The organism is Burkholderia sp. 9777_1386 (assembly GCF_015712265.1).
Taxonomy (GTDB): Bacteria; Pseudomonadota; Gammaproteobacteria; order Burkholderiales; family Burkholderiaceae; genus Burkholderia; species Burkholderia cenocepacia.
In genome coordinates this window covers 1-25442 of record NZ_JACCQB010000029.1, presented here as the reverse complement: position 1 = coordinate 25442, position 25442 = coordinate 1, and the positions used below count along the sequence as shown (strand labels likewise).

The 25442-nt window shown below is 71.2% G+C and carries 24 protein-coding genes and 1 riboswitch; of the genes, 13 read left to right on the top strand and 11 right to left on the bottom strand.

Annotated features, from left to right (window positions below):
* The first annotated feature begins 47 nt into the window (after nucleotides 1–47).
* From H0X91_RS21160 to H0X91_RS21145, 4 genes are all read left to right on the top strand, one after another.
* Nucleotides 48–656 (top strand): vWA domain-containing protein, encoded by a 609-nt coding sequence (locus H0X91_RS21160; RefSeq protein ID WP_006496442.1) that lies wholly within the window; start codon nucleotides 48–50, stop codon nucleotides 654–656.
* 62 nt (nucleotides 657–718) lie between these two features.
* Nucleotides 719–1171 (top strand): YaiI/YqxD family protein, encoded by a 453-nt coding sequence (locus H0X91_RS21155; protein ID WP_006492939.1) that lies wholly within the window; start codon nucleotides 719–721, stop codon nucleotides 1169–1171.
* A gap of 25 nt (nucleotides 1172–1196) precedes the next feature.
* Nucleotides 1197–1829: a DUF1993 domain-containing protein gene (locus tag H0X91_RS21150; protein WP_020979853.1), complete on the top strand. Its 633-nt coding sequence runs from the start codon at nucleotides 1197–1199 to the stop codon at nucleotides 1827–1829.
* Between the two features lie 25 nt (nucleotides 1830–1854).
* A complete protein-coding gene (locus H0X91_RS21145) occupies nucleotides 1855–2181 on the top strand; it encodes a low molecular weight protein tyrosine phosphatase family protein (RefSeq protein WP_006496440.1) in 327 nt (108 codons plus the stop codon).
* Nucleotides 2182–2214: 33 nt separating this feature from the next.
* Here the strand turns inward: H0X91_RS21145 and H0X91_RS21140 are convergent, their stop codons facing one another.
* Together H0X91_RS21140 and H0X91_RS21135 are read right to left on the bottom strand one after the other, a co-directional pair.
* Nucleotides 2215–2637 (bottom strand): NUDIX hydrolase, encoded by a 423-nt coding sequence (locus tag H0X91_RS21140; RefSeq protein ID WP_034178420.1) that lies wholly within the window; start codon nucleotides 2635–2637, stop codon nucleotides 2215–2217.
* 152 nt (nucleotides 2638–2789) lie between these two features.
* Nucleotides 2790–3050 carry a hypothetical protein gene (locus H0X91_RS21135; protein ID WP_006492940.1) on the bottom strand — a complete coding sequence of 87 codons (261 nt, stop codon included), beginning with the start codon at nucleotides 3048–3050 and terminating at the stop codon, nucleotides 2790–2792.
* Nucleotides 3051–3328: 278 nt separating this feature from the next.
* Here H0X91_RS21135 and H0X91_RS21130 point away from each other — a divergent pair, with 278 nt between their 5' ends.
* The 4 genes from H0X91_RS21130 to H0X91_RS21115 all read left to right on the top strand — a co-directional run bounded on the left by H0X91_RS21130 (nucleotide 3329) and on the right by H0X91_RS21115 (nucleotide 7927).
* Nucleotides 3329–4489 (top strand): CaiB/BaiF CoA transferase family protein, encoded by a 1161-nt coding sequence (locus tag H0X91_RS21130; protein ID WP_034201784.1) that lies wholly within the window; start codon nucleotides 3329–3331, stop codon nucleotides 4487–4489.
* A 128-nt stretch (nucleotides 4490–4617) separates the two neighbouring features.
* Nucleotides 4618–5919 carry a CitMHS family transporter gene (locus tag H0X91_RS21125; protein WP_048986544.1) on the top strand — a complete coding sequence of 434 codons (1302 nt, stop codon included), beginning with the start codon at nucleotides 4618–4620 and terminating at the stop codon, nucleotides 5917–5919.
* Nucleotides 5920–5956: 37 nt separating this feature from the next.
* Complete coding sequence (locus tag H0X91_RS21120; protein WP_062910641.1) at nucleotides 5957–7123, top strand: acyl-CoA dehydrogenase family protein; 1167 nt, start codon at nucleotides 5957–5959, stop codon at nucleotides 7121–7123.
* Nucleotides 7124–7183: 60 nt separating this feature from the next.
* Nucleotides 7184–7927 carry an IclR family transcriptional regulator gene (locus H0X91_RS21115; RefSeq protein ID WP_006496436.1) on the top strand — a complete coding sequence of 248 codons (744 nt, stop codon included), beginning with the start codon at nucleotides 7184–7186 and terminating at the stop codon, nucleotides 7925–7927.
* 102 nt (nucleotides 7928–8029) lie between these two features.
* On the opposite strand, the gene H0X91_RS21110 is transcribed toward H0X91_RS21115, so the two are convergent.
* The 5 genes from H0X91_RS21110 to cobG form a co-directional block, all read right to left on the bottom strand.
* On the bottom strand, nucleotides 8030–9385 hold the full coding sequence (locus H0X91_RS21110; protein ID WP_034201783.1) for a chitinase: 1356 nt from the start codon (nucleotides 9383–9385) through the stop codon (nucleotides 8030–8032).
* Nucleotides 9386–9724: 339 nt separating this feature from the next.
* Complete coding sequence (gene cobJ, locus H0X91_RS21105; RefSeq protein WP_062910640.1) at nucleotides 9725–11440, bottom strand: precorrin-3B C(17)-methyltransferase; 1716 nt, start codon at nucleotides 11438–11440, stop codon at nucleotides 9725–9727.
* Nucleotides 11437–12171 carry a precorrin-2 C(20)-methyltransferase gene (locus H0X91_RS21100; RefSeq protein ID WP_084750298.1) on the bottom strand — a complete coding sequence of 245 codons (735 nt, stop codon included), beginning with the start codon at nucleotides 12169–12171 and terminating at the stop codon, nucleotides 11437–11439. Before H0X91_RS21100 ends, cobJ begins: the two co-directional genes overlap by 4 nt.
* A complete protein-coding gene (locus H0X91_RS21095; RefSeq protein WP_006491059.1) occupies nucleotides 12168–12794 on the bottom strand; it encodes a precorrin-8X methylmutase in 627 nt (208 codons plus the stop codon). Before H0X91_RS21095 ends, H0X91_RS21100 begins: the two co-directional genes overlap by 4 nt.
* Nucleotides 12787–14148, bottom strand: a complete 1362-nt coding sequence (gene cobG, locus H0X91_RS21090; RefSeq protein WP_172843429.1) for a precorrin-3B synthase — start codon at nucleotides 14146–14148, stop codon at nucleotides 12787–12789. The genes H0X91_RS21095 and cobG overlap by 8 nt, the downstream gene beginning before the upstream one ends.
* A gap of 107 nt (nucleotides 14149–14255) precedes the next feature.
* Nucleotides 14256–14447, bottom strand: a riboswitch (cobalamin riboswitch).
* A 202-nt stretch (nucleotides 14448–14649) separates the two neighbouring features.
* Here cobG and H0X91_RS21085 point away from each other — a divergent pair.
* The 4 genes from H0X91_RS21085 to cobM are packed head-to-tail and all read left to right on the top strand — an operon-like array spanning nucleotide 14650 to nucleotide 18499.
* On the top strand, nucleotides 14650–15912 hold the full coding sequence (locus H0X91_RS21085; protein WP_034195700.1) for a bifunctional cobalt-precorrin-7 (C(5))-methyltransferase/cobalt-precorrin-6B (C(15))-methyltransferase: 1263 nt from the start codon (nucleotides 14650–14652) through the stop codon (nucleotides 15910–15912).
* A complete protein-coding gene (locus tag H0X91_RS21080; RefSeq protein ID WP_048986539.1) occupies nucleotides 15912–17000 on the top strand; it encodes a cobalt-precorrin-5B (C(1))-methyltransferase in 1089 nt (362 codons plus the stop codon). Before H0X91_RS21085 ends, H0X91_RS21080 begins: the two co-directional genes overlap by 1 nt.
* Complete coding sequence (locus H0X91_RS21075; RefSeq protein ID WP_062910637.1) at nucleotides 16997–17728, top strand: cobalt-precorrin-6A reductase; 732 nt, start codon at nucleotides 16997–16999, stop codon at nucleotides 17726–17728. Before H0X91_RS21080 ends, H0X91_RS21075 begins: the two co-directional genes overlap by 4 nt.
* 42 nt (nucleotides 17729–17770) lie before the next feature.
* Nucleotides 17771–18499 (top strand): precorrin-4 C(11)-methyltransferase, encoded by a 729-nt coding sequence (gene cobM, locus H0X91_RS21070; RefSeq protein ID WP_058901464.1) that lies wholly within the window; start codon nucleotides 17771–17773, stop codon nucleotides 18497–18499.
* Between the two features lie 123 nt (nucleotides 18500–18622).
* Here cobM and H0X91_RS21065 read toward each other — a convergent pair whose 3' ends face one another.
* The gene (locus H0X91_RS21065; RefSeq protein WP_058901465.1) at nucleotides 18623–19801 is read right to left on the bottom strand and encodes an MFS transporter; all 1179 of its coding nucleotides are present in this window, start codon (nucleotides 19799–19801) and stop codon (nucleotides 18623–18625) included.
* 130 nt (nucleotides 19802–19931) lie between these two features.
* Between H0X91_RS21065 and H0X91_RS21060 the strand changes: the two genes are divergently transcribed.
* Nucleotides 19932–20435, top strand: coding sequence for a MarR family winged helix-turn-helix transcriptional regulator (locus H0X91_RS21060; protein ID WP_006496425.1), 504 nt, complete (start codon nucleotides 19932–19934; stop codon nucleotides 20433–20435).
* Between the two features lie 89 nt (nucleotides 20436–20524).
* On the opposite strand, the gene H0X91_RS21055 is transcribed toward H0X91_RS21060, so the two are convergent.
* The 3 genes from H0X91_RS21055 to H0X91_RS21045 all read right to left on the bottom strand — a co-directional run.
* Nucleotides 20525–21229: a glutathione binding-like protein gene (locus H0X91_RS21055; protein WP_034178376.1), complete on the bottom strand. Its 705-nt coding sequence runs from the start codon at nucleotides 21227–21229 to the stop codon at nucleotides 20525–20527.
* Between the two features lie 173 nt (nucleotides 21230–21402).
* Nucleotides 21403–22527, bottom strand: a complete 1125-nt coding sequence (locus H0X91_RS21050; protein ID WP_006496423.1) for a porin — start codon at nucleotides 22525–22527, stop codon at nucleotides 21403–21405.
* 231 nt (nucleotides 22528–22758) lie between these two features.
* Nucleotides 22759–25442, bottom strand: a 2684-nt coding sequence (locus H0X91_RS21045) for a LuxR C-terminal-related transcriptional regulator (RefSeq protein WP_196433310.1), incomplete at its 5' end; no start/stop codon positions are given.

Sequence of the window (25442 nt, the reverse complement as noted above, 5' to 3'; positions counted from 1 at the left end):
CGAACGCGATTCGCGGTCCTCGATGGCAGTCAGGCGCAGCCGCACGCGTGCCGGGCGCGGTGCGCGCCGGCACGGCCGTCGCGTGGCCGGCGACGCTCGCCGCGAAACGCGGCGGCCCGCTGCATCGCGAGCATCTGCGCTTCGGGAAACGCGCGGGCACGCCGCGTGCGCTGCATTGCTTCGTGCTCGACTGTTCGGCGTCGATGTTGTCGCACGAGCGGCTCGCGCTCGCGAAGGGGCTGATCGTCGCGTATTTCGATCAGGCCGCGCGGGCGCGGGTCGAAACCGCGCTGATCTGCTTCGGCGGTCAAGGCGCCGCGCGGCGCTTCGGCCCGGCCGTGCCGCGCTGGTGGAACGCGCGCTGGCTCGAGCCGGTCGACGGCGGCGGCGGCACGCCGCTCGCGGACGGCATCGCGGCCGCCGCACGCTTGCTGGCCAGCGCTGCGCGCCGCGAGCCCGGCAAGCAGCGCTGGCTGTGGGTGCTGTCCGACGGGCGCACGCGCGAGATGCCGGCCAGGCCGGCGGCGGCCGATCACGTCGTGTTCGTCGACTTCGACGACGCGGCCGTGCGGATCGGGCAGGGCGCGCGGCTCGCCGCGGCGTGGGGCGCGCAGTGGGTGACGGCCGACGCGCTTGGCACGGATCGCGCCGGCTGATGGCCGGCACGGCGGTGCGCTATGATCGCCGCTTCTGCTTTTGCCCACTGGAAACCCCCGCCATGCAAGTACTGGTCGATGCCGACGCGTGTCCCGCCGTCATCAAGGACATGCTGTTCCGCGCCGCGCGTCGTGCCGAGATCTGCGTGACGCTGGTCGCGAACCAGTTTCTGCGCACGCCGCCGTCGCCGTTCATCAAGGCCGTGCAGGTGCCGGCCGGCTTCGACGTGGCCGACGCGCGCATCGTCGAGCTGGCGGAGCCCGGCGATCTCGTGATCACCGCCGACATCCCGCTGGCCGCCGCCGTGCTCGACAAGGGCGCGCATGCGCTCGACCCGCGCGGCAACTGGTTCAGCCGCGAAAACATCGAGGAGCGCCTGTCGACGCGCGCGATGATGGACCAGTTGCGCAGCGCCGGCATCGACACGGGCGGGCCGGCGCCGTTCAGCGCGCGCGACGGCAAGACGTTCGCGTCGCAGCTCGACCGGTTCCTGGCGCGGCACGGCAAGCCGTAACGGCACACGTCGGCGCCCGGCCAGGATGCAGGTTCGCGCCGACGCTGCTATCGTGGGGCGAGAACCCCAACACAGGAGCGCATGCGTGTCACCCACCCAACTTCTGGTTCCGACCTACACCCAGATGCTGCGCGCGCAGTCCGCGTGGCTCGACAAGGCCGTCGCACACCGGCAGGCCGCCGGCGACGACCCCGACGCGGCGATGACGCTGAGGCTGGCGCCCGACATGTATCCGCTCGCCGCCCAGGTGCGCTTCTCGTGTTTCCAGGCGATGGAGCCGGTTCACCGGCTGCGCGGCGAACCGCTGCCGGCGGCGTTGCTGGCCTTGCGCGAGGCGGGCTGGAATGCGGATGCGCAACCCGGTTCGCCGGCCGATGCGCAGGCGATCATCGCCGGCACGCTCGCCTTTCTCGGCGAACTCGCCCCCGATGCGCTCGATGGCGGCGCAGCGCTGCCGATCGCGCTCGAACTGCCGAACGGGATCGCGTTCGACATGACGGGCGAACAGTACGCGCGCGACTGGGCGCTGCCGCAGTTCTACTTCCACGCGATCGCCGCGTACGCGATCCTGCGCCATCACGGTGTCGAGCTCGGCAAGGCCGATTACGTGCCGCACATGCTCGCGTACGTGCGGCCGGGCACGATTCCGCAAGGTTGAGCCCCCTCGGGCGCCGCGCAGCGACATGACACGGGCACTGTTCATCTGCAGCCGCAACCGGCTGCGCAGCCCGACGGCCGAAGCGGTGTTCGCCGCGTGGCCCGGCATCGACACCGACTCCGCGGGCCTCGCGCCCGATGCGGACGTGCGGCTCTCGGCCGAGCAACTCGATTGGGCGGACATCGTGTTCGTGATGGAGCGTGCGCACAAGGCGCGACTGTCGGCGCAATTCGGCGCGCATCTGAAGCACCGGAAGATCGTCTGCCTCGACATTCCCGATCGCTACGCGTTCATGCAGCCCGAACTCGTCGCGCTGCTCGAACGCAAGGCCGGCCCGTTCCTGCGCGCGTAGTCGCCGCAATCGGAGCCCGAGCCGGCGTCGACCTCAGCGAAGCGGCCCGCTCGCGAACGCCGAAAAACAGTCGAGCCGCAGCAGCTCGATGATCTTGCGCGTCGGCACGCTCGCCCGCAGCGTGTCGAGCCGGTCGATGGTGAACCACTTGCAGCGGGCGATCTCGTTGCTCGCCCGCGGCGTCAGGTGTGCCGGCACGTCGGCCACGAACACGTGATGCAGCTTCGTCAGCCCGCCGAACTGCACCGCGTAGTCGAGCGCGAGCCCCTCCAGCCGCGTCTCCTCCGCGAGTTCCCGCCGCGCGGCCTCGAGCGGCGTCTCGCCGCGCCGGATCGTGCCGCCGGGCAGCGACCAGCGCGCCGCGGTGCGGGCGACCAGCAGCACGCTGCTGCGCTGGCGGCACACGATCGTGGCGCGTTCCTTGATGACGGCGACGGTATCCGGCCCGATGCTCATGTTCGGCAAAACAGGTACTGAATCGTGGAGAAAAAGGCGCGTCGGCCGCGCGAGGGTCGGCGGCCGGCTGCCACGGCATGCACGCCGCCGCGCCGACGTTACCGGCCGTTCGTGACAGTTGCGTGCACCGCGGTCGCGCCACGGGCGACGGCTCACGCGTGCGTATGGATCCCGCTGCGCGCAGGCCTCGCGTGGCGCGAATGACGGCGCTTGTGAACGGCACGCCGGTGATGCGGCGACGGCGCGGTGACGTGCCGGCGTGCGGGCGCGGGCCGGGCCACCGGCGCGGCAGCATGCGGCGCGGCGCCCGATACCCCGGTTTGTCCCTCGCCGAAGTGGAAAGTCTGGTTTTGCGCGTGCGCGATGCCCAGCGTCGATGCGAGCAGGAAGGCCGCCAGCCACAACCGTTTCATGAATATTCCGCCTCGTTACTGATGGGGGTGAACGTTGCCCGCCAGCTTAGCGAACGGCGGGGCGCCGCCGCAACCGCCCGCGTTCGGTGTCGTTCCCCCTTGCGCGCGACGACGTTCTCCGCGCGGCAGCCGGGTCCCATCCGGGCTTGACAACATAATTCTTGAGTGTGAATATAAATTCACATACAAGAATTATTCGCCGAATCCGGAGAAGCCCAGCGCCAGTGCCGGGCCGCCGGAACCGGCCGTCCGATCAACCGGAACCAGGAGCGAGACGCATGGCGGAACACGAGCAGCAGGGCGCGCTGGCGGGATTGCGCATCATCGATCTGTCGCGGGTGCTGGGCGGCCCGTACGCGACCCAGATCCTCGCCGATCACGGCGCGGAGGTGATCAAGGTCGAACCGCCGTCCGGCGACGAGACGCGCACGTGGGGCCCGCCGTTCGACGGCGACACCGCGTCGTACTTCCTCGGCGTGAACCGCAACAAGCTCGGCATCGCGCTCGACCTGACGCAGCCGGCGGATCGCGAGCGGCTGCTCGGGTTGCTCGAACACGCGGACGCGGTCGTCGAGAACTTCAAGATCGGCACGATGGAGCGCTGGGGGCTCGGCTTCGACGCGCTGCATGCGCGGTTTCCGCGCCTCGTCTATTGCCGCGTGTCGGGTTTCGGCGCGGACGGCCCGCTCGGCGGGCTGCCAGGCTACGACGCGGCCGTGCAGGCGCTCGCGGGGCTGATGAGCGTCAATGGCGAAGCCGGCGGCGCGCCGCTGCGAGTGGGCGTGCCGATCGTCGATCTCGTCACGGGGCTGAACGCGGCACTCGGCGTGCTGATGGCGCTGCGCGAGCGCGACGCCAGCGGCCGAGGCCAGTTCGTCGAATCGACGCTGTTCGACTGCGCGCTGTCGATCCTGCATCCGCATACGCCGAACTTCTTCCATTCGGGCAAGGCGCCCGTGCGCACCGGCAACGCGCATCCGAACATCACGCCGTACGACAGCTTCCCGACGGCGGGCGTCGACATCTTCCTGGCAGTCGGCAACAACGGACAGTTCGCCGCGCTGTGCGATGTGCTCGGCACGCGCGACTGGCTCGACGATCCGCGTTTCGCGGACAACCGCGCGCGCAGCCAGCATCGCGCCGCACTGCGCACGCTGCTCGAAACGGCGCTGGCCGCGCACGACGGCGCCGCGCTCGCCGAACGACTGATGCGCCGCGGCGTGCCGTGCGCGCCCGTGCTCGGGCTCGACGCGGCGCTCGACCATCCGCATGTCGCGCATCGGCAGATGAAGGTCGAGCTGGGCCGGCATCGCGGCATCGCGTCGCCGATCAAGCTCGGCCGCACGCCGGCCACGTACCGGCGGCCGCCGCCCGCACTGAACGAACATGCGGCGCAGGTGTTCGCGGACGGCGACGATCACGACCACCGCCGGCGCTGACCGGCATCGCGGCCGCCGGCCGTGCCGCATCGCGGCGCCCGGCCACGCGCCGCGCACACCATCATTCGGACATCACGCCGGCCCGCGCATCGGCACGCCCTGCGCACCGGCTGCAGAGGAGACGCATCATGCTCGCATGGATCGGCGCGGTCGCCATCGTCGCGCTGTTCGGCCTGATCATCACGAAGCGGTTGTCGCCGCTCGTCGCGCTGATCGTCGTGCCGGTGGCCGCGTCGCTCGCGGCCGGTTTCGGGCTGCAGACCGGCAAGTTCGTCGTGCACGGCGTACAGAACATCGGCCCGATCGCCGGCATGTTCGTTTTTGCGATTCTATTTTTCGGAATCCTCACCGACGCGGGGATGCTCGATCCGATCATCGCGGGCGTGCTGCGCGTGATCGGCTGTCATCCGCCGCGCATCGTGATGGGCTCGGCGCTGCTCGCGCTGCTGATCCATCTCGACGGCTCGGGCGCCGTCACGTTTCTCGTCACGCTGCCCGCGATGATGCCGCTCTATACGCGGCTCGGGATGGATCGCCGCATCCTCGCGTGCGTCGCATCGATGGCGGCCGGCGTCAACTTCCTGCCGTGGGTCGGGCCGATGCTGCGCGCGTCGGCCGCGCTGCACATTCCCGGCTCGGCGATCTTCACGCCGATGATTCCGGTGCAGATCGTCGGGCTCGCGTTCGTGTTCGGCACCGCGTACGTGCTCGGCGCGCGCGAGGCGAAACGGCTCGGGCTCGACCGCGCCGGCGCGGCTTCGCTCGCGATCGCGCCGCGCGAGCTGACCGACGCCGAACGCGCGTTGCGTCGGCCGGGCCGCTTCGGGATCAACGTCGTGCTCACGCTCGTCGTGCTCGTCACGCTGGTGTCCGGCATCGTCGATCCGATGGTGATGTTCATGCTCGGCACGGTCGCCGCGCTCGTGATCAATTACCCGGACGTGCAGGCCCAGCGCGAACGGATCGACGCGCATGCGAAGGCCGCGCTGATGATGGCGAGCGTGCTGCTCGCGGCCGGCGCGTTCACCGGCATCATGTCCGGCACCGGGATGCTGAAGGCGATGGCCGAGGTCGTCGTCGCGCACGTGCCCGTCGAACATGCGCGCCACATGCCGTTCGTGCTCGGGCTGCTGTCAATGCCGCTCAGCCTGCTGTTCGATCCCGATTCGTTCTACTTCGGCGTGCTGCCGGTGCTCGCGGAAAGCGGCAAGCTGCTCGGCGTGCCGCCGATCCAGATGGCGCAGGCCGCGCTGCTCGGCCAGATGACCACCGGCTTTCCGGTGAGCCCGCTCACGCCCGCGACGTTCCTGATCGTCGGGCTGACTGGCGTCGAGCTCGCCGAGCACCAGAAATTCACGATTCCGTTCCTGTTCGCCGCCACCGTGCTGATGGTCTTCGCCGCGGTCGCGACGGGCGTGTTTCCATTGTGAGCGGCGCGGCCGTTCACGCTTCCCGGGAGAGCAGTCCATGCAGTTCGACCTGACCGACGACCAGCGCGCGATCGAAAGCGCGATCGAGAAAATCTGCGAGCGCTTCGGCGACGACTACTGGCTCGAACGCGATCGCGCGGGCGGATTTCCGGCCGATTTCCACGCGGCGCTCGCCGAGGCCGGCTGGCTCGGCATCGCAATGGACCCGGCCTACGGCGGCGCCGGGCTCGGGATGACCGAGGCGGCGCTGATGATGCGCACGATCAGCGCGTCGGGCGCCGGCCTGTCCGGCGCGTCGGCCGTTCACATGAACATCTTCGGGCTGAACCCGGTGCAGGTGTTCGGCAACGACGCGCAGAAGACGCGCTTCCTGCCGCCGCTGATCGCCGGGCACGACAAGGCGTGCTTCGCGGTGACCGAACCCGACGCCGGGCTCGACACCACGCACCTGAGCACGCAGGCGCGCCGCGACGGCGATCACTACGTGCTGAGCGGGCGCAAGATCTGGATCTCGACCGCGCAGGTCGCGAACAAGATGCTGATCATCGCCCGCACGACGCCGCTCGACCAGGTCGCGAAGCCGACCGACGGGCTGAGCCTGTTCTATACCGACCTCGACCGTTCGCGCGTCGAAGTGCGCGAGATCGAGAAGATGGGCCGCAAGGCGGTCGATTCGAACATGCTGTTCATCGACAACCTGCGCGTGTCGCGCGACGACCTGATCGGCAACGAAGGCGACGGCTTCCGCTATCTGCTGCACGGGCTGAACCCGGAACGCATCCTGATCGCCGCGGAGGCGATCGGGCTCGGGCAGGCCGCGCTGCGCCGCGCGACGCAGTATGCGTGCGAGCGCGTGGTGTTCGGCCGGCCGATCGGGCAGAACCAGTCGATCCAGCATCCGCTCGCGCAGGCGTGGATGCAGCTCGAGGCCGCATGGCTGATGGTGATGAAGGCCGCGACGCGCTACGACGCGGGCCAATCGTGCGGCGCGGAGGCGAACGCGGCGAAATACCTCGGCGCGGAAGCCGCGTTCCAGGCCTGCCAGACGGCGATCGCGACGCACGGCGGGATGGGGTACGCGAAGGAATATCATGTCGAGCGCTATCTGCGCGAGTGTATGATTCCGAGGCTCGCGCCCGTGAGTCCGCAACTGATCCTGTGCTACATCGCGGAGAAGGTGCTCGGGCTGCCGAAGTCGTACTGACCGTAGCGACCCGGCGGCTCGCCCGGCGCGCGGTTTCCCGTTCCGAATCAAGCGCTCGTCATGGACGTCAAACTCGTTGCCCGCACGCTCGACCTGTTCGAGCTGTTCGCCGCCGAACGGCGGCCGCTGCCGCTCACCGAACTCGCGCGCCTGCTCAACGTGCCGGCGTCGAGCTGCCTCGCGATGGCGCGCACGCTCGTGAGCCGCGGCTACCTGTACGAAGTGCGCAAGCGCGGTGGCTACTATCCGACGCGGCGCCTGCAGACGATCGCCGCGGCGATCGACGCGCCCGATCCGGTCGTCGACATCGTGCATCCGCACCTCGTCGCACTGCGCGACGCGAGCCGCGAAACCGCCGTGCTCGGCAAGATCCAGGGCGCGTCGGTCACGTATCTCGACGTCGTCGAATCGGAGCAGGCGATCCGCTATACGCGCCAGCCGGGCGAGCTGCGCCCGCTGCACGCGAACTCGATCGGCAAGGCGATCTTCGCGGAACTCGCGGGCGACGCGCAGCAGGCGCTCGGCGGGCAACTGCCGTTCGAGCGCTTCACCGACGCGACGGTGGCCGACCTGCCGGCGCTCGTCGCGCAGACCGCGCGGTTTCGCGAACTCGGCTGGGCCGAGAACTTCGGCGAGAGCGCGCCCGAGCTGTCGGCGATCGCGGTGGCGCTGATGCTCGACGGCGACTGGTACGGGCTGTCGGTCGTCGGGCCGACCGAGCGGATTCGCCAGCATCGCGACACGCATGCGGCGCTGCTCGTCGACGCGAAGGCGCGGCTGCTGGCCGAGCACGCGCGCGGGTAGGGCAGCGGCGCGCGACGGCGCAGGCAGCGGGCCGTCGCCGGCGTTCGGTGCTGACACGCCGGAAACGGCCCGCCGCGCGTCACGCGCGAGCGCGTCGCAGCGTCACGACTTCACCCACACGCCGCCCGCGCTCGGGTTGTCGCCCTGCGTCCACCATTTCGCGCAATACTTCGCGCCCTGGTACGTCACGCACGTGCCGCCCTGGTAGGCGGTCGTCGCCGACCACGCGGGCGTGCCGCCGCCGATCGGCTTCCACACGGCCGCCTGGCCGGGCACGTCGCCCTGCGTCCACCACTGCGCCTGATACGTCGTGCCCTGGTAGGTGACCGTCGCGCCGGCCGTATAGACCTGGCCGGCCGCCCACGGTGCGCCCGGCTGCGGCGTGCCGCCGTCCGAACCGCCGCCGTAGTTCGGGTCCTGCGTGACGCCCGCGCCCCACTTGCCGTCGAGCTTCTTGAAGATCGTCGCGAACGCGTACGGTTGCTGCGCGACGCCCGAGCAGGTCGGCGACGCATACGTGCCGCCGGACGGGCACGCCTGATCGCGGCCGACCGACCAGTTGCCGAAGAAGCCGTAGCCGTTCGCGATTGCCGCGTTCAGCACGGTCTGCGCATTCGCGAGCGTGAACGTTTCGCCTTGCACGTCGTTCACGCCGATCATCGGCGTCACGCCGACCATCTGCCACAGCTGCGCATTGGTCTTCGGCTGCCCGGCCGACTTGAACGCCGTGTCGAGCTGCGAGTAGAGCGCCTGCGCGGCGCTGATCGCGGCGGCGCCCATGTCGAGGTTCGCGGGGCCGTAATCCATCGCCATCACGTTGACCGCATCGAACGTGGCCTTGTTCGCGATGGCCGCGTTGACGACGTTCACGCCGTCCTGCGTGAGCCCGGTCGGCATCGTCGGCAGCGTCAGCGTCACGTGCAGCGGCTTGCCCTTCGCCGCGTAGTCGGCCTGCAGTTGCGCGACCGCCTGGAAGTTGCGCGCGACCGCAGCCGTGTCCTGCTGCGACGCGCCCTCGATGTCGAAGTCGATGTGCGTGAGGCCGTACGTGTCGATCACCGTCTGGTACGCGCTCTTCAGCGCGGGGACCGTCGAGCATGCCTGCATCAGCGGCGTGCCGTTCGCGCCGCCGAACGACACGGCGACTTCGCCGCCTTTCGCACGATAGCTCGCGATCGACGTGGACAGCGCGGTCAGCAGGCCGCCGCTCGCGCCGTTGCCGATCGGCTGGACGCCGCCCCACGACGGCACGCAGCCGTTGCCCGCGACCACGAATGCGAGCGTGAACTGCTGGATGCCCTGGCGCACGCCGATCTGGTCGACCAGCGGTGTCGGATAGAGCGTCACGTCGACATAGGGTGCATAGACGCCGGCACCGTGCGACACGCTCGCCATCGCGAGCAGACAACCCGCGGCAAACGCACGCGGAACGAAACGCGGCAACACATTGTTGTTCATTCTGTGTTCTCCAAGTGGAAGAGGGATACGCTGGCCTGCGTATCGCCGCCGGCGGGACAGGCACGTGTCCCGTCGGCGGCGTGCCTATCTTGGAGGATTCAGGTCGAATAGGGAATTTAGGTGTTCTTCTTTTTGTTATTCGATTCCCGATACGTAACGATCTTGCCGATTCGGTCGCGTTGCGAAACGCGGAGCGGGCACTTTTTCCGGCTGACCGGGAGGCAGCGCGTGCATGGACCGGTTCCAGCGAACCGGCGACGCGCCGGCGTGCCGGTCAGCGGCTCGCAGGCATGCGCATTCGCGCGAGCGCCGCCGGATTCGGTACGCGCGCCGCGACGTTCAGCGATACCAGCGCGGCGTGTAGACCCATTCGCGTGCGTTGCCGATCGCGAAGCGCCGCGTCGTCGACGAGCCGACGATCACCATCGTGCGCATGTCGACCTGGTCGCTGCGCAGTGCGCCGAGGGTCGTCGTCGCAAGCGTCGCGCCCGGCCGGCCGATGTCGCGGCCGAGCACGACCACCGTATCGGCCGCGCGATGCGCACGCACGATGTCGAGTGCACGGTCGAGCTGCCACGGCCGCGCGCGCGAAATCGGGTTGTAGAACGCCATCACGAGATCGGCTTGCGCCGCGTGTTGCAGGCGCGTCTCGATCACGTCCCACGGCTTCAGGTTGTCCGACAGCGAGATCGCGCAGAAGTCGTGGCCGAGCGGTGCGCCGGCCTGCGCGGCCGTCGCGAGCGACGCCGAGATGCCGGGCTCCACGCGCAGGTCGACCGCGGCCCATTGCGGGTCGCGCGCTTCGTCGAGCGCTTCGAGCACGGCCGCGGCCATCGCGAACACGCCCGGGTCGCCCGACGACACGACCGCGACGCGCCGGCCCTCGGCCGCCAGTTCGAACGCATGGCGCGCGCGCTGCATTTCCTCGCGATTGTCGGTGCCGTGCACGCGCTGGTCCGCCCGAAACGGGCCGGCCATGTTCACGTAGGTCGTATAGCCGAGAATGTCGGTCGCGTCCGCGAGCGCCGCGCGCGCGGCCGGCGTGAGCCACGCGGCGGCGCCCGGGCCAAGGCCTAGCACCGTCAGGCGGCCGCGTGCGCGGCCGAGCGTGGCCGGGTCGACCGGCTGCGATGCGACCGCGCACGCCAGACCGTGCGATTCGCCACGAAGCGTATGTGCGACGCGCAACGCACGACCGAGCAGCGTGGCGGCGTCGGCTGCCGCGTTGCCGTCGCGATCGCTATCGACGAAACGCAGCGGCACGTCGAGCGTGCTCGCCGCGGCTTCCAGCGCGGCGTCGCCGATCGCCGACGCCGGCGCGACGATGGCCGCGAGCGCCAGCCGCGCGAGGCCCTGTGCGTCGAGCATGGCGTCGATGCGCGCAGCAAGCGCTTCGCCTGCATGCACGGCATCCGCGGCAACACCGACCACCACGCTGCGCGGATGAATCACAAGCTCGTCGCGCGCGCCGCGCCACGCATCGGGCGTCACGCGAATCGCGTGCGCGGCCGCGGCATCACGGGGCAGCGCGACGTCGTCGAGCCACGGCGCCGCGCCGTCGATGCGCGTCGACGCGCCCGCGAGCAGGTCGGACACGAAGCGCTTGCCCTGCGCGAGATCGGCGAGCGCATAGCCTTCCGGCGGATTGAGCACGCACGCGCCGAAGCGCAGCTCGCCGCTCGTCGTGATCGCCGGCGCGACACCGACGCATTCGGCGATCTCGCGCGCGATCACGTTGACGCCCGTCAGCCCGCCGAGCAGCGGCACGACGGCCGAACCGTCCTCCGCGACCGCGAGCACCGGCGGCTCGATGCCCTTGTCGGCAAGCGCGGGCGCGAGGCAGCGGATCACGATGCCGGCCGCGCACAGCGCGACGATCGGCAAGCCGCGTGCATAGAGTTCGCGCAGGTGCGCGCCGAGCTCGTCGAACGGCACGTCGGCGTCGACGCGCGACGCGAGACCGTGCACACGGGCGCCCGGGTAACGCGCCTGGATCCGCCGCGCGGTATCGAGCGCGCCCGCGCCGAGGATCACGATCGCGGGCGGCGTCATCATCCTTGCCATTTTTCCCCCGGCACGACGAGCAGCGAGAAATACGGCGACGCCATCGGATCGACCTCGTCGAGCGGCACGATGCGCTGGTTGGCCATCGTCGCGCGCTCGACGTACCGCGCGCGCTTCGCAAGCCCGAGTTCGTCGAGCACGCGTCGCACCTTGTCGAAATTGCGGCCGAGCTTCATCACGACGGCCGCGTCGGCCCGCGCGAGCCGCTCGCGCAGTTCATGCTCGGGCAGCACGCCCGACAGCACCGACAGGCTCTGGTTGCGATAGACGAGCGGCTGGCCGAGCACGGCCGTGCCGCCGAGCATCGCGCACACGCCGGGGATCACCTCGGTGTCGTAACGCGGCGCGAGGCGGTCGTGCAGGTACATGTACGAGCCGTAGAAGAACGGGTCGCCTTCGCAGATCACCGCGACGTCGCGGCCCGCATCGAGGTGCGCCGCGACGATCTCGGCCGCGGTGTCGTAGAAATCGGCGATCACCGTCTCGTAGCAGAGCGGCGGCGGCAGCACCTCGGTCGTCACCGGGTAGACCAGCGGCAGTTGCGTCTGCCTGTCGAGCAGGTGCGCCTCGACGATGCCGTACGCGTTGCCTTTCTTGCCCTTCGCGACGAAATACGCGACCACGGGCGCGGCCTGCAGCACGCGCAGCGCCTTGATCGTCATCAGCTCGGGATCGCCGGGGCCGACGCCCACCCCGAACAGCCGTCCGCGCGCGGTCGTCATTCGACCTCCGTTGCAAGCGCATTGACCGCGGCGGCCGCCATCGCGCTGCCGCCGCGCCGGCCGAGCAGCGCGACGTACGGCACGCCGCGGCTGTCGGCGTCGAGCATCGCCTTCGATTCGGCCGCGCCGATGAAGCCGACCGGGAAACCGAGGATCAGCGCGGGGCGCGGCGCGCCGGCGTCGATCATGTCGAGCAGGTGGAACAGCGCGGTCGGCGCATTGCCGATCACGACGACGCTGCCCGCGAGATGCGGGCGCCACAGTTCGAGCGCGGCGGCCGAACGCGTGTTGCCGAGCCGGCGCGCGAGCTCGGGCACCTCCGGCTCGCCGAGCGTGCAGATCACGCGGTTGGCCGCAGGCAGCCGCGCGCGCGTGATGCCTTCGGCGACCATCCTCGCGTCGCACAGGATCGGCGCACCGGCCGCGAGCGCCGTGCGGCCGGCCGTGCCGGCGCCGGCCGAGAAGCGCAGGTCGTACACGACGTCGACCATCCCGCACGCGTGGATCACGCGCACCGCGAGTTTCTCGAGATCGGGCGGAACCTGCGACAGGTCGGCCTCGGCGCGGATCGTCGCGAACGACTGGCGGTAGATTTCCTGCCCGTCGCGAATATAGTCAAGCATCGGTGGTGTCCTGGCTGTGCCGCACGTCCATGAGTCGGACCGCGGCCTGGTCAATCGTCAGATGGCGCGCGAGCAGGGCGCCGAGGCCCGTGGTCGCGTCGCGCCGGTAAAGGTCGTAGTGTGCGGGCGCCACCGCGACGAGCGTATGCGTCGCGGGATGCGGCAGCGCGCAGTGGCGCGTGCAGCCGGTCAGGTGCACGTCGAGCGGCCGGCCGATGCGGGCGGCGAGCGCGAGTGCGTCGTGTTTCGTGTCGGCGTGCGCTTTCGCGCAGCCCGCGCTGCCGGTACAGGCGACGAGCGCCGCCAGCGGCTCGGACGCCGCGCCTACGAGGCCGAGCGACTTGAGTGCTTCGCGCATCGCCACCGCACGTTCGTTCGGCACGCCGTGCATGAATACGCCTTGCCACGGCGTCATCGACAGCGTGCCGTCGCCGTCGGCTTCGGCCAGCGCGGCGAGCCGTTCCAGTTGCGCCGCGTCGAGCCGCCCGAGCGCGAATTGCGCGCCGACGCTGCAGCGGGCCGCGGCGCGCGACGGCTGCGCGCCGAAACGCAACGCCGGGTCGGCGTGCGTGCGCCGCCAGCCGGCAAGCGCCGGATCGGCCGCGAGCGGAAAGGGCAGGTAGCGCCGGGCGCGTTCGAACAGCGTGCGTTCGCCGCACGTCGCGAGCAACGCGCGCATCCGCGTGACGTCGGCCGGCGCGAGATCGAGGAACGCACGCAGCAGCGCCCGCACCAGCGCGACGCCCTGATCGGGCGACACGTCGACCGACGCGGGCCGGTCGCCGGGCGCCACCGGCGGACAGCCGGCCAGCCCCGCCGCAAGACGTACCGCGCCGTCGGCGCGGCGCCACGCGGCGAGCCAGATGTCGTGCGGATGATCGAGCGCCGCGACCGCTTCGCCGCCATCGAGCTGGATCGAGAATTTCGGCGACAGTTCGCCGCGGCGCGGCTCGTTCGCCAGCATGTCGAGCAGCGGCACGGCGAGCGCGTGGCTATCGACGAGCGCGGCCGGGTCGTGCCCGGCGAGCGGGCTGAGCAGCACGTTGCGGACGTCGTCGCTCGCCGCGAGCGCGGCCGCCTCGGCGGCGGTGTCGCCGGCGCTTGCGCGCGGGCCGAGCCCCGCGTCGAGCAACGCGTGGGTCAACGCATCGGCCGCGCCGTCGCGAATGCCGCGCAACTGGAGATTCGCACGATTGGTCGCATCGATCGCGCCGGAACCGTACCGGCGCGCGGCGGCGGCGATCGCACGCGCCTGGCGCGCGTCGAGCCGGCCGCCCGGCAGCTTGATCCGGCACAACCCGCCGTCGGCGGCCGCGACCACGCGCACGAGCCCCGGGCAGGCCGACGGGCGCACGACGGGCGACGCAGGAATCGAATCGGGGGCGGAACTCAACGGGATACCGGAACAGTGTGGCGCCGCGGCCAACGCATCGGTACACCCCGCCCGACGCCGACTGGCACGCACGCACTTTCTGGCCGGCAGGTCTCCTGGCTGACAGGTCGGCGCCGACTCCCGGCCTTCCCGGTGAAACCAGTGGCATGAGGAGGGAGATCGGCTCGCTGTCTACAGTTGCGGGGGCAGCCACAGCGGCGCGCGGGGCGCCCTGTGTTCCCTCTTCGGCCCCGAAGGGCACCGGCGAACGAACGGCCGTAGGATACCCGATTTCGGTCGCGATTCGCGACCGGCTGGCGGTTCGCGGCGGGCGAAGCGGGCAACGGCCGCGCGCGAGCGGGCGGGCAGGTGAAACGCGGGGTGGAACACGGTACCATGCCGTTTTTTGCAACGCGGACGGCTGCACCGGCGCTTTCACGGCCGCGCGGCGACACGATGAAATCGAACGATGGGGAAGGGTGCATGACGGCGTGGCTGACGGTAGTGGGCATCGGCGACGACGGTTACGCGGGGCTCGGACGCCACGCGCGGCGCGCGCTGCTCGATGCGGCGCACGTGGTCGGCGCGAAGCGGCAGCTCGACATGCTGCCCGCGCGACTGCGCGCGACGCGCGAAGCATGGCCGTCGCCGTTCGACCTGTCGGGGTTGCTCGCGCGCCGCGGCGCGCCGGTGTGCGTGCTCGCGAGCGGCGACCCGATGCTGTTCGGCGTCGGCGCGACGCTCGCCCGCCAGCTTTCTCCCGACGAATGGCGCGTGCTGCCCGCGCCGTCGTCGCTGTCGCTCGCCGCGGCGCGCCTCGGCTGGGCGCTGCAGGACGTCGGCGCGGTCTCGCTGGTCGGGCGTCCGCTCGCGACGCTGGCCCGCCACCTGCTGCCGGGCCGGCGCCTGTTCGTGCTGAGCGCCGACGGCCGCACGCCGGCCGCCGTCGCGGCCGAACTCGCCGCGCGCGGCTTCGGGCCGACGCGCATCAGCGTGTTCGAACACCTCGGCGGCCCGCTCGAGCGACGGATCGATGGCCTCGCGCAAGACTGGCACGTCGACGAAACCGCCGCGCTCAATCTCGTCGCGCTCGACTGCCAGGCGGGCCCCGACGCACCGCGCCGCGCGCTCACGCCCGGCCTGCCCGACGATGCGTACCGCCACGACGGCCAGCTCACCAAGCGCGACCTGCGCGCGATGACGCTCGGTCGCCTCGCGCCCGCGCCCGGCGAACTGCTGTGGGACGTCGGCGCCGGCAGCGGCTCGATCGGCATCGAATGGATGCGCGCGCATCCATCCTGCCAGGCGATCGCGATCGAAGCGCATGCCGAGCGTCAACGCTTCATCGAACACAACCGCGATACGCTCGGCGTGCCGGGCCTGCAACTCGTCGCGGGCCGTGCGCCTGCAGCGCTTGCGGGGCTCGCCGCGCCCGACGCGATCTTCATCGGCGGCGGCGCGACGGCGCCCGGCGTGCTCGACGCGTGCTGGGCGTCGCTGAAACCCGGCGGGCGGCTGGTCGCGAACGCGGTCACGCTGCAGGGCGAGATGGCGCTCGCCGCCTGGCGCGATGTGCACGGCGGCACGCTTACGCGCGTATCGTTCGCGCATGCCGAACCGCTCGGCCGCTTCGACACGTGGCGGCAGCCGCTGCCGGTCACGCTGTACGACGCGCGCAAGCCCGATGCCGCGGATGCGGCTGCCGTGGCCGGCGCGTCGCATCCGTCGAACCCAACGGACGCGTGATGCGCGACGAAACCCCCGAACAGCCCGCGCCGCTGCGCTTCGGCTACACGACCGGCAGTTGCGCGACCGCGACGTCGCTCGCGGCCGCGCGGCTGCTGCTCGCGGGTCACGCGGACGACGCGGTCGAGATCGTGCTGCCGAAGGGGCAGCGCGTGATGATGCGGCTCGAGTTCTGCCGCACGACCGCCGACGGCGCCGAAGCCGGCACGATCAAGGATGCCGGCGACGATCCGGACGTCACGCATGGCGCGCTGATCTTCGCGCGCGTCGCGCTCGCGGCGGCGCCCGGCGTGCGCTTTCATGCCGGGCCGGGCGTCGGCACGGTCACGCGCGCGGGGCTGACGCTGCCGGTCGGCGAACCGGCGATCAATCCGGTGCCGCGCCAGATGATGACCACGCACCTGGAGGCGCTTGCGGCTGGGCACGGCTACGCGGGCGGCTTCGACGTGACGATCGGCGTCGAAGGCGGCGAGGCGCTCGCGCTGAAGACGATGAACCCGCGGCTGGGCATCGTCGGCGGGCTGTCGATCCTCGGCACGACCGGCATCGTGCGGCCGTTCTCGTGTTCGGCCTATATCGCGTCGATTCATCAGGGCATCGACGTCGCGCGCGCGAACGGCATCGCGCACATCGCGGCCTGCACGGGCAACGCCAGCGAGGACGCGATGCGCGCGCACTACCAGCTGCCCGACATGGCGCTGATCGAGATGGGCGATTTCGCGGGCGCGGTGCTCAAGCATCTGCGGCGCGCGCCGGTCGCGCGCCTGTCGATGTGCGGCGGCTTCGGCAAGCTGAGCAAGCTCGCGGCCGGCCATCTCGATCTGCACAGCCGCCATTCGAGCATCGACCTGCCGCTGCTCGCGCAATGGGCGGCCGAAGCCGGTGCGAGCGACGCGCTGCAGGCCGCGATGCGCGCGGCGAACACGAGCCAGGAAGCGTTGAAACTCGCGCAGGCCGACGGCGTGCCGCTCGGCGATCTGGTCTGCGCGCATGCGTTGCAGGTGGCGCGCGACATCGTGCCGCCGTCGGTCGCGGTCGAGATGTTCGCGATCGACCGGCAGGGCCGCTTCGTCGGGGCGGCGCGATGAGCGCGCGCATCCTGCTGCTCGGTGGCACCGGCGACGCGCTGAAAATCGCGCGCGCGCTCGGCCCGCATCATGTCTACAGTCTCGCCGGCCTCGGCAAGACGCCCGACGATCTGCGCTGCGACGTGCGCGTCGGCGGGTTCGGCGGCGCAGCCGGGCTCACCGCGTATCTGCGCGACGCCGGCATCGGCCTCGTGATCGACGCCACGCATCCGTATGCCGCGCAAATCAGCGCGAACGCCGCGGCGGCGACGCGCGACGCGGGCGTGCCGCTGTGGGCGCTGCGCCGCGCGCCGTGGACGCCGCAGCCGGGCGACGATTGGCGGATGGTCGACGACTGGGCCGGCATCGAGGCCGCGCTCGCGCCGTTCCGGCGCCCGCTGTTCACGCTCGGACGCGAACCGCTCGCGCATCTCGATGCGATCCCGCCGCACCAGTTCTGGCTCGTCCGCTGCCTCGACGCGCATCCCGGCAACGCCCGTGCGCAGGTCATCGCCGCGCGCGGGCCGTTCACGCTCGACGGCGAGCGCGCGCTGTTCGCGCTGGCGGGCATCGACGTCGTCGTCAGCAAGAACAGCGGCGGCGCGGCCACCGAGGCCAAGCTCGACGTCGCGCGCGAACGCGGGCTGCCGGTCGTGATGCTGCGCCGGCCGCCGCTGCCCGATGCCGACCGCGCGTTCGACTCGGTCCCGGCGCTCATCGACGCACTCGATCCGGCCGCGCGCGCGTGACGCGACGCAGCGGCCACTCAACGAATTGACGGAGAAATTTCGATGACGGTGTATTTCATCGGCGCGGGCCCCGGCGACCCGGAGCTGATCACGGTGAAGGGCCAGCGCCTCGTGCGCACGTGCCCGGTGATCCTGTATGCGGGCTCGCTCGTGCCGGCTGCCGTGCTCGACGGTCATCGCGCGGAGCAGGTCGTCAACACGGCCGAGCTCGACCTCGACGCGATCGTCGCGCTGCTCGCCGCCGCGCACGCGAACGGGCAGGACGTCGCGCGCGTGCATTCGGGGGACCCGTCGCTGTACGGCGCGATCGGCGAGCAGATCCGCCGCCTGAAAGCGCTCGGGATTCCGTACGAAATCGTGCCGGGCGTGACGGCCACGGCCGCGTGCGCGGCGACGCTCGGCGTCGAGCTGACGCTGCCCGGCATCGCGCAGACGGTGATCCTCACGCGCTTCGCGGGCAAGACGACACTGCCGGAAGGCGAGGCGCTCGGCGGGCTGGCCGCGCACCGCGCGACGCTCGCGATCCATCTCGGCGTGCGCCATCTCGCGCGCATCGTCGACGAAGTGCTGCCGCATTACGGCGCCGATTGCCCGGTGGCGGTGATCTATCGCGCGAGCTGGCCCGACGAGGCGCGCGTGACGGGCACGCTGGCCGACATCGTCGGCAAGGTGCAGGGCACGCAGATCGAGCGCACCGCGCTGATCCTGATCGGGCGCGTGCTCGACGCCGAAGGGTTCGCGGATTCGACGCTGTACGCGAGCGCAGGCTGAACACGCCAGCGCCGTGGAGCCGAGTATCTGGACGGGCCGCGAGGATATTGCCGGTGCGCGAGCGAGCATGACCGGGACGACACCGGGCATGCAGACACCCGCGCCGCTGGTCCGCGATGTCGCTCAGGCTCGCGCCATCTGCCGCACCCGTTTCGGCGCGAACCCGGCCGCGAGCACGAACAGCACGACACAGAGGCACGCCATCGCCATCCATGCGGGTGTCAGGTCGGCGAGATGCTGGCGCACGATGCCGGCCGCGAACGGGAACAAGCCGGCGATCAAGTAACCGATACCCTGCACGAACCCCGTCAGCGACGCGGCATCGGCCGGCGTTGCCGCATGGTCGACCGTGACGATCAGCGACAGCGGAAACAGCGCGCCGATTCCCGCGCCGAGGAGCAGCGCGGCCGGCAATGCGAGCGCTTCCGGTGCGGCCAGCATCACCAGCAACCCGACGAACAGCGACGCGATCGCCGCATGCAGCGCGGGCCGGCGATCGGGCAGACGGTCGATCGTCGCGGAGATCGTCAGCCCCGCGACGACTTCCGCGAGCGTCACGCCGCCGAGCAGGCTGCCGGCCGCGGTCGGCGACCAGCCGAGCCGCATGTAGTACGGCGGCAGCCACGCGAGCACCAGCGTGTATGCGCCGGTCGCGATGCCGAAGAACAGCGCGAGCCGCCATGCGCGCGGCGAACGCGACGGCCGCGCATTCGATACCGACGCCGGCCCGGCGGCAAGCGCGTCGCCACCGCGGCTCGCCAGCGGCCAGGCCAGCGCGGCGAGCGCCGCCGGCAACGCCCAGCCTGCAAGCGCGGCGAGCCAGCCCCAGCGCGCCGCGGCAAATGGTGCGATGACGCTCGCGAGCACCGCACCGCCCATGATCGACGTCGAGTAGACACCCATCGCCCCGCCGATGCGGGTTGCGAAATGCGCCTTCACGAAGCCGGGCAACAGCGCCTGCACCATCGCGATCCCGACGCCCGCGCAGCACGCACTCGCGAGCAGCAGCCACGCATGCTGCGCACCGACGCGCGACGCGCAAGCCAGCCCGATCAACGCGACGCCGAGCCACACGCCGCCCGCGATCCCGGTGAGGCGCTGCAGGCGCGGCGCACTCAGAGCGCCGAGCCCCATCAACAGGATCGGGATCGTCGTCAGCAGGCTGGCCGCGCCGTCGCCGATCCCCGTCGCGCGCTGGATCATGTCGAGCAGCGGGCCGACCGCGGCGAGCGCCGGCCGCAGGTTCAGCCCGACGAGCACGATCGCGGCGAGCCGCCATCCGGGGGAAGTGAAGCGATTCATTGCAAGGCCCTCTCTATCGGTACGCGGCTGCCAGCGAGGCGCCGCGCGTTTTTCAGGTAAAGTATCTCGACATCAAGATAAACGCCGATTTATCTCGACGTCAAGATAACTGGCAGGCCGAGGAGGGTTAATGGATCGAGCCGAGCATGCGCTCGCGCAATGGCGCGCCGAGCGTCCGGATCTCGACGCAACGTCGATGGTGGTAATGGGGCGGTTGCAGGAAGCCGCGCTCGTGATCGCGCGCGACCGTCTCAATCCGCTGTTCGCGCGCTACGGCATGCAGCCGGGCGAATTCGACGTGCTGGCGACGCTGCGGCGCAGCGGTGCGCCTTTCGCGCTGACGCCGACCGCGCTGTACGACGCGCTGATGATGTCGTCGGGCGGGATGACCGCGCGCATCGATCGGCTGCAGAAGGCGGGGTGGGTCGAGCGCCGGCCGAACCCGGCCGACGGGCGCGGCACGCTCGTCGCGCTGACGGATGCCGGGCGGGCGCTGATCGATGAAGCGGTTGTTGCGCACATCGACAACCAGCGTGCGCTGCTGGCGGCGCTGTCGGAGGCGGAACAGGTGCAGTTGTCGGAACTGCTGGGGAAGTTGCTGGCGGGGCTGAAAGGCGCAGCGGCGGACGCGTGACGCCGGCGCACCACGCGGGCAAAAAAAAGCCCGCCGCGTAATGCGGCGGGCCCGAGCCGACGGCAGGCCGCACACGGCGGCCCGCTTGCTCAGCCGCGCGCCGGAATATTGAGCCCGCGCTCCACTGCCGGCCGCGCAACGAACGCGTCGAGCACCCGCTTGACGTGCCGGAATTCACTGAACCCGACCAGATCGCCCGCCTCATAGAAACCGACCAGATTGCGCACCCACGGGAAGATCGCGATGTCGGCGATCGTGTAGGTATCGCCCATCACCCACTGGCGGTTCGCGAGATGCGCGTCGAGCACGCCGAGCAGGCGCTTCGACTCGTCGACGTAGCGCTGGCGCGGACGCTTGTCCTCATAATCGCGGCCGGCGAACTTGTGGAAGAAGCCGACCTGGCCGAACATCGGCCCGATGCCGCCCATCTGGAACATCACCCACTGGATCGTCTCGTAGCGGCCCGCGAGATCCTTCGGGATCAGCTGACCCGTCTTGTCCGCGAGATAGATCAGGATCGCGCCCGATTCGAACAGCGGCAGCGGCTGGCCGTCGGGGCCGTTCGGATCGATGATCGCGGGAATCTTGTTGTTCGGGTTCAGCGACAGGAATTCGGGCGAAAACTGGTCGTTCGTGTCGAAGCGCACGAGGTGCGGCTCGTACGGCAGGCCGGTTTCCTCGAGCATGATCGACACCTTGACGCCGTTCGGCGTCGGCAGCGAATAGAGCTGGAGACGGTCGGGATGCTGGGCCGGCCATTTTTTCGTGATCGGGAAGGCGGACAGGTCGGGCATGAAGGTTCGCTCGTCGAAGTGGATGATCCGCGCAGCGTTCGCGCTGCCGCGCCCGAACACGTTCCACGGCGCGGCGGCGGGCCGGAGCGCGCCGAAAAACGCCCACTGTAGCCGATCCGCGGAATCGATGCAGGGCTCGACCGCGCGCCCCGGTGCCGCCTCGCCCGACGCCGTCAGAAGTTGTGCCGCAGCCCGACCATCGCGGCCGTGGTGCCGACGCCCGGTGCGACCGGCTGCCCGTACACGAGCATCTGGTCCATCGTGCCGCGATTGTTCACGTGGCCGACCTGCGCATAGACCATCGTCCGTTTCGACAAGCTGTAGTCGGCCGCGAGCACGACCGCCGTCGAGCGGTTTTCGGAACGGTTGCGATCCTTCAGGTAGTACATGGCGGACGTGACCTGCAACGCGGGCGTGAAGCGATAGCCGACGCCGGCCGACAGCATGTCGAGGTTCACCTTGTCCGCATGCGACGGATTCCGGCCGTTGCCGTACGACGCCGACACCGAGAAATCGCGGATCGTGTATTTCGCGCCGGCGTAGACGAAGCGATTGTTGTCGACGCCGGTCGGCGCGACGCCCGGCGCCGGATTCGTGTCGTGACCGTTGTAGTAGACGGCCGACAGGTTCAGCCCGTCGTTCGCATACCTGAGCACGACCGATTCGCGCGTGCCGCCCTGAAACTGCCCGGCGACGCCGCCCGGCGCGTATTCGAGCGCGATCGACGCACCCGCGAACGTCGGCGACTGGTAGACGAGCGCATTGCTGTCGTACAGCGCGCCGATCGCGCCGTTGGTGCTCGTGCCCGGCCAGCCGGCGGCCGTGTTCAGGCCGAGCCACGCGGTCAGCACGCTGCCGAAGAACTGCGCATTGCGCACGTCGGTGTCGGCCATCGCGTAGATCATCGGCACGATCTGGCGGCCGGCCGTGAACGTGCCGAACGGGCCCGACACGCCGAGCGACGCGACCTGGTTGAAGATCGCGACGGCGCCCGGCGTGTCGCTCAGCTGCAGCTTGCCGGTACTGCTGTCGAACGAACCCTGCAGCTTGAAGTTGATCTTGTAGCCGCCGCCGATGTCCTCGCTGCCCCGGATGCCCCAGAAGCTCGAATAGATGCCGCCGTCCTTCATGCGGAACACCTTGCCGGTGTTCGGCGCGCTCGGGCTGAACGACGCGGCCGACGTGCTCTGGTACAGCAGGCCCGTGTCGATCACGCCGTACAGCGTGACGGAGGATTGCGCGTGCGCGAGCGCCGAACAGCCGGCAAGCGCCGCGAGCGCGGCCAGTTTCGTCTTCATCGAAGTCTCCAGAATCGTCATGGACCGGACGGGATCGAGCCCGGCCGGGTGAAGCGGGGAAGCAGCGGGGCAGGCGGGAACGCGCGACATGCGCGCCGCCGCGAGCCGTGCGGAAAGACTACGCAACGACGGGCGGCCGCTCCCCCCCATGCGCGGGGGGCAGGGTTGCGGAGAATCGAAAGGGGATGGACAGGCGACTGCGCAGCCGCGGGCGACGGGTTCAGGCCGGCATCAGGGCGCGCTTTCGAGCAGCCCGAGCACCAGCGCGCGGCGCACCGCATGCTTGCGCGAGCTGGCGTCGAGCTTGCCGAACAGGTTCTTCAGGTGCCATTTCACGGTTTCCTCGCCGACGGCGAGCGCGACCGCGATCTCCTTGTTCGACAGGTTGCGCGCGAGCAGCTCGAGGATCGCGCGCTCCTTCGGCGTCAGCACGACGCTCGGCACCGCGCGCGGGCTCGCCGCGCCGCGCGGGGCCGGCGGCACGATGCGCGGCTGCGGCAGCGCGTGCCGCGCGGGGCCGTCGCCGGCGGCCGCCTCGTCGCCGGCGCGGCGCGCCCAGTCGGCAACGGCCGGATGCGCGTCGGCGAGCGTGCGCGTGAGCCCGAACATGTCCGCGAGGTTCATCGCCTCGTCGAGCAGCGCACGGCCGCCGCGCCCCGACTGTTCGAGCGCGAACGCGCTGAGCGCCATGATCTCGATGCGCTCGCGGCCCATGCTCATTTCGCGGGCCAGCACGGCGGCTTCGTCGAGCGCCGCACAGGCGTCGTCCCAGCGGCGCGCGGCGAGCGCCGCGTACGCATGCGCGCTCGCCTGCAGCAGCACGACGGGGCGCCGCCACAGCGGCCCGTGCGCCGGAAATTCAACCGCGGCGATCGTGTCGATCCGCTCGACCAGCGCATGGCAGGTTGCCTCGCGGTAACGCGCCGCGTGAATGCGCACCTGCTCGGCAAGGCTCGCGACCGACAGGCGCGGCAGCCGGCGGGCAACGCCCATCGCGTCGAGCGCCTCCAGCAAATCGATCGCGCGATGCTCGACGCCGCGCAGCAACGCGATGCGCGCGGCCGTGCGATAGCCGAGCAGCACGGTGTCGGGCGTGCCCGCGTGTTCGAGCACGTCGAGCCGGTTCGCGAGCAACGCGGCGGCCTGGTCGACGCGATCGGCCTCGTACGCGAGCGCCGCGCACATCGCCGCGAGCATGCAGGTCAGCGGATGGCGCCGCCCGAGGTCGGCTTCCGCGCGCGCCAGCGCCGGCGACAGCACGTCGTCCGCGAGCCGGATCTGGCCTTCGCGCAGGTAGCTCAGGCCGGTGATCAGCTCGCCCCAGCGCGCGACGTAGCCGAACCCGGCCGCCGTCTCGCCGCGTGGCGCCGCCTGCTGGAACCGGCGCGCCTGCGCCGGTTCGCCGACGATGATCGCGCGCGCCGACAGCCGGTTCGCGTGCATTTGCGCGAGCCACGTCGCCGCCGGCGGCGTGAAGTCGGCCCACGGCTCGAACAGCGCGACGAAGCGGTCGATCTCGTCGGCGTAATACGCGGCCGCACTGAGGATCAGCGCGCATTCGTAGCGCATCGCGGCCGGCGTGCCGTCGTCGGCCAGGATGCCCGCGATCTGACGTTGCGCCTCGACATGGCGCTCGCCGAGCGCCAGCGCCCACGCGACCGCAATCCGCAGCGTCGGGCGCTTGTCGAGCTCCGTATCGGGCAGCAGCGCGAGCCAGTCGAGCACGTCGTTGATGCGGCCCTGCTTGATCGCATCCTCGAGGCAGCGCTGCGCGAGCGCGTACGCAGTCTCGAACTGGCCGGCCGCGTACGCGTGGCGCGCGGCTTCCTCGGTCATCCCGTGCGCGTCGAGCCAGGCGGCCGCGCGGGCGTGCAGCGTGCTGCGCTCGGCGTCGGGACGCGCAGCCAGCCGATCGCGCAGCGTGTCGCGCACGAGCGGGTGCAGCCGGCACCAGTCCGAATCGTCCGACGCGGTGAACAGCGGCGTGTCGCGGGCGAGCCGCGCGAGGCGCTCGGGCGCGTGCACGTCGTCGAGCAACGCCGCGCACAGCGACGGATGCAGCCGATCGGCGACGCTCGTGCGCGTCAGGAACGCGGTGTCGTCGGCCGACAGGTTCGCGAGCAACAGCTCGACGAGCCGGTCGCGCGTGCCGTCCACCCGTTGGGCGAGCGCGTCGACCGCCTGGCGCGGATCGGCCGAGCGCGCCATCGCGGCCATCGCGAGCTGCAGCCCGAGCGGCCAGCCGTCGACGCGCTCGAACAGCCGCGCGCACGCGTCGGCATCCACCCGTTGCGCGAAGCGCGCGCCGACCAGCGCGATCGTCTCGTCGAGCGTGAAACGCAGCCAGTCGGCGCCCGCCAGCGTGCATTGGCCGCCCGCGAGCAGGTCGCCGGCCGCGTGATCGAGCCCGCGTCGCGCGGCGACGACGACATGCAGGTTCTGCGGCGCGTTGTGCAGCACGTAGGTGAGCGCGTCGAGGCCGGCGGGCGGCAGCCGCTCCGCGTCGTCGACGATCAGCAGCGCCTCCATCGACAGTTGCGCGACCTCGGCCAGCCACGCGGTCAGGCCGTCGAGCGCACGCGCCGCGCCGGCCGGGATCAGCCGCCCGAAACCGGGCCGCGCGCAGCCGGTCCGCACCGCCTGCACGAGCCCCTGCAGCAGCCGCGGCGCGTCGTCGCGCTCGTCGGCCGACAGCCACACGACCGCGCGGCCGAGCGCGACGGTTTCGCGGCGCCATTGCGCGAGCAGCGAGGTCTTGCCGTAACCGGCCGGCGCCTGCACCAGCGTGACCGGGCGGCCGTCGAACGCCGGCGCGGCGAGGCTCAGCCGTGCGCGCGCGAGCAACTGCGCCGGCACGCGCGGCGCGGTCGTCTTCAGGACCAGTTCGGTGGGGGGCGCGTCGGCGCGATCGGGTG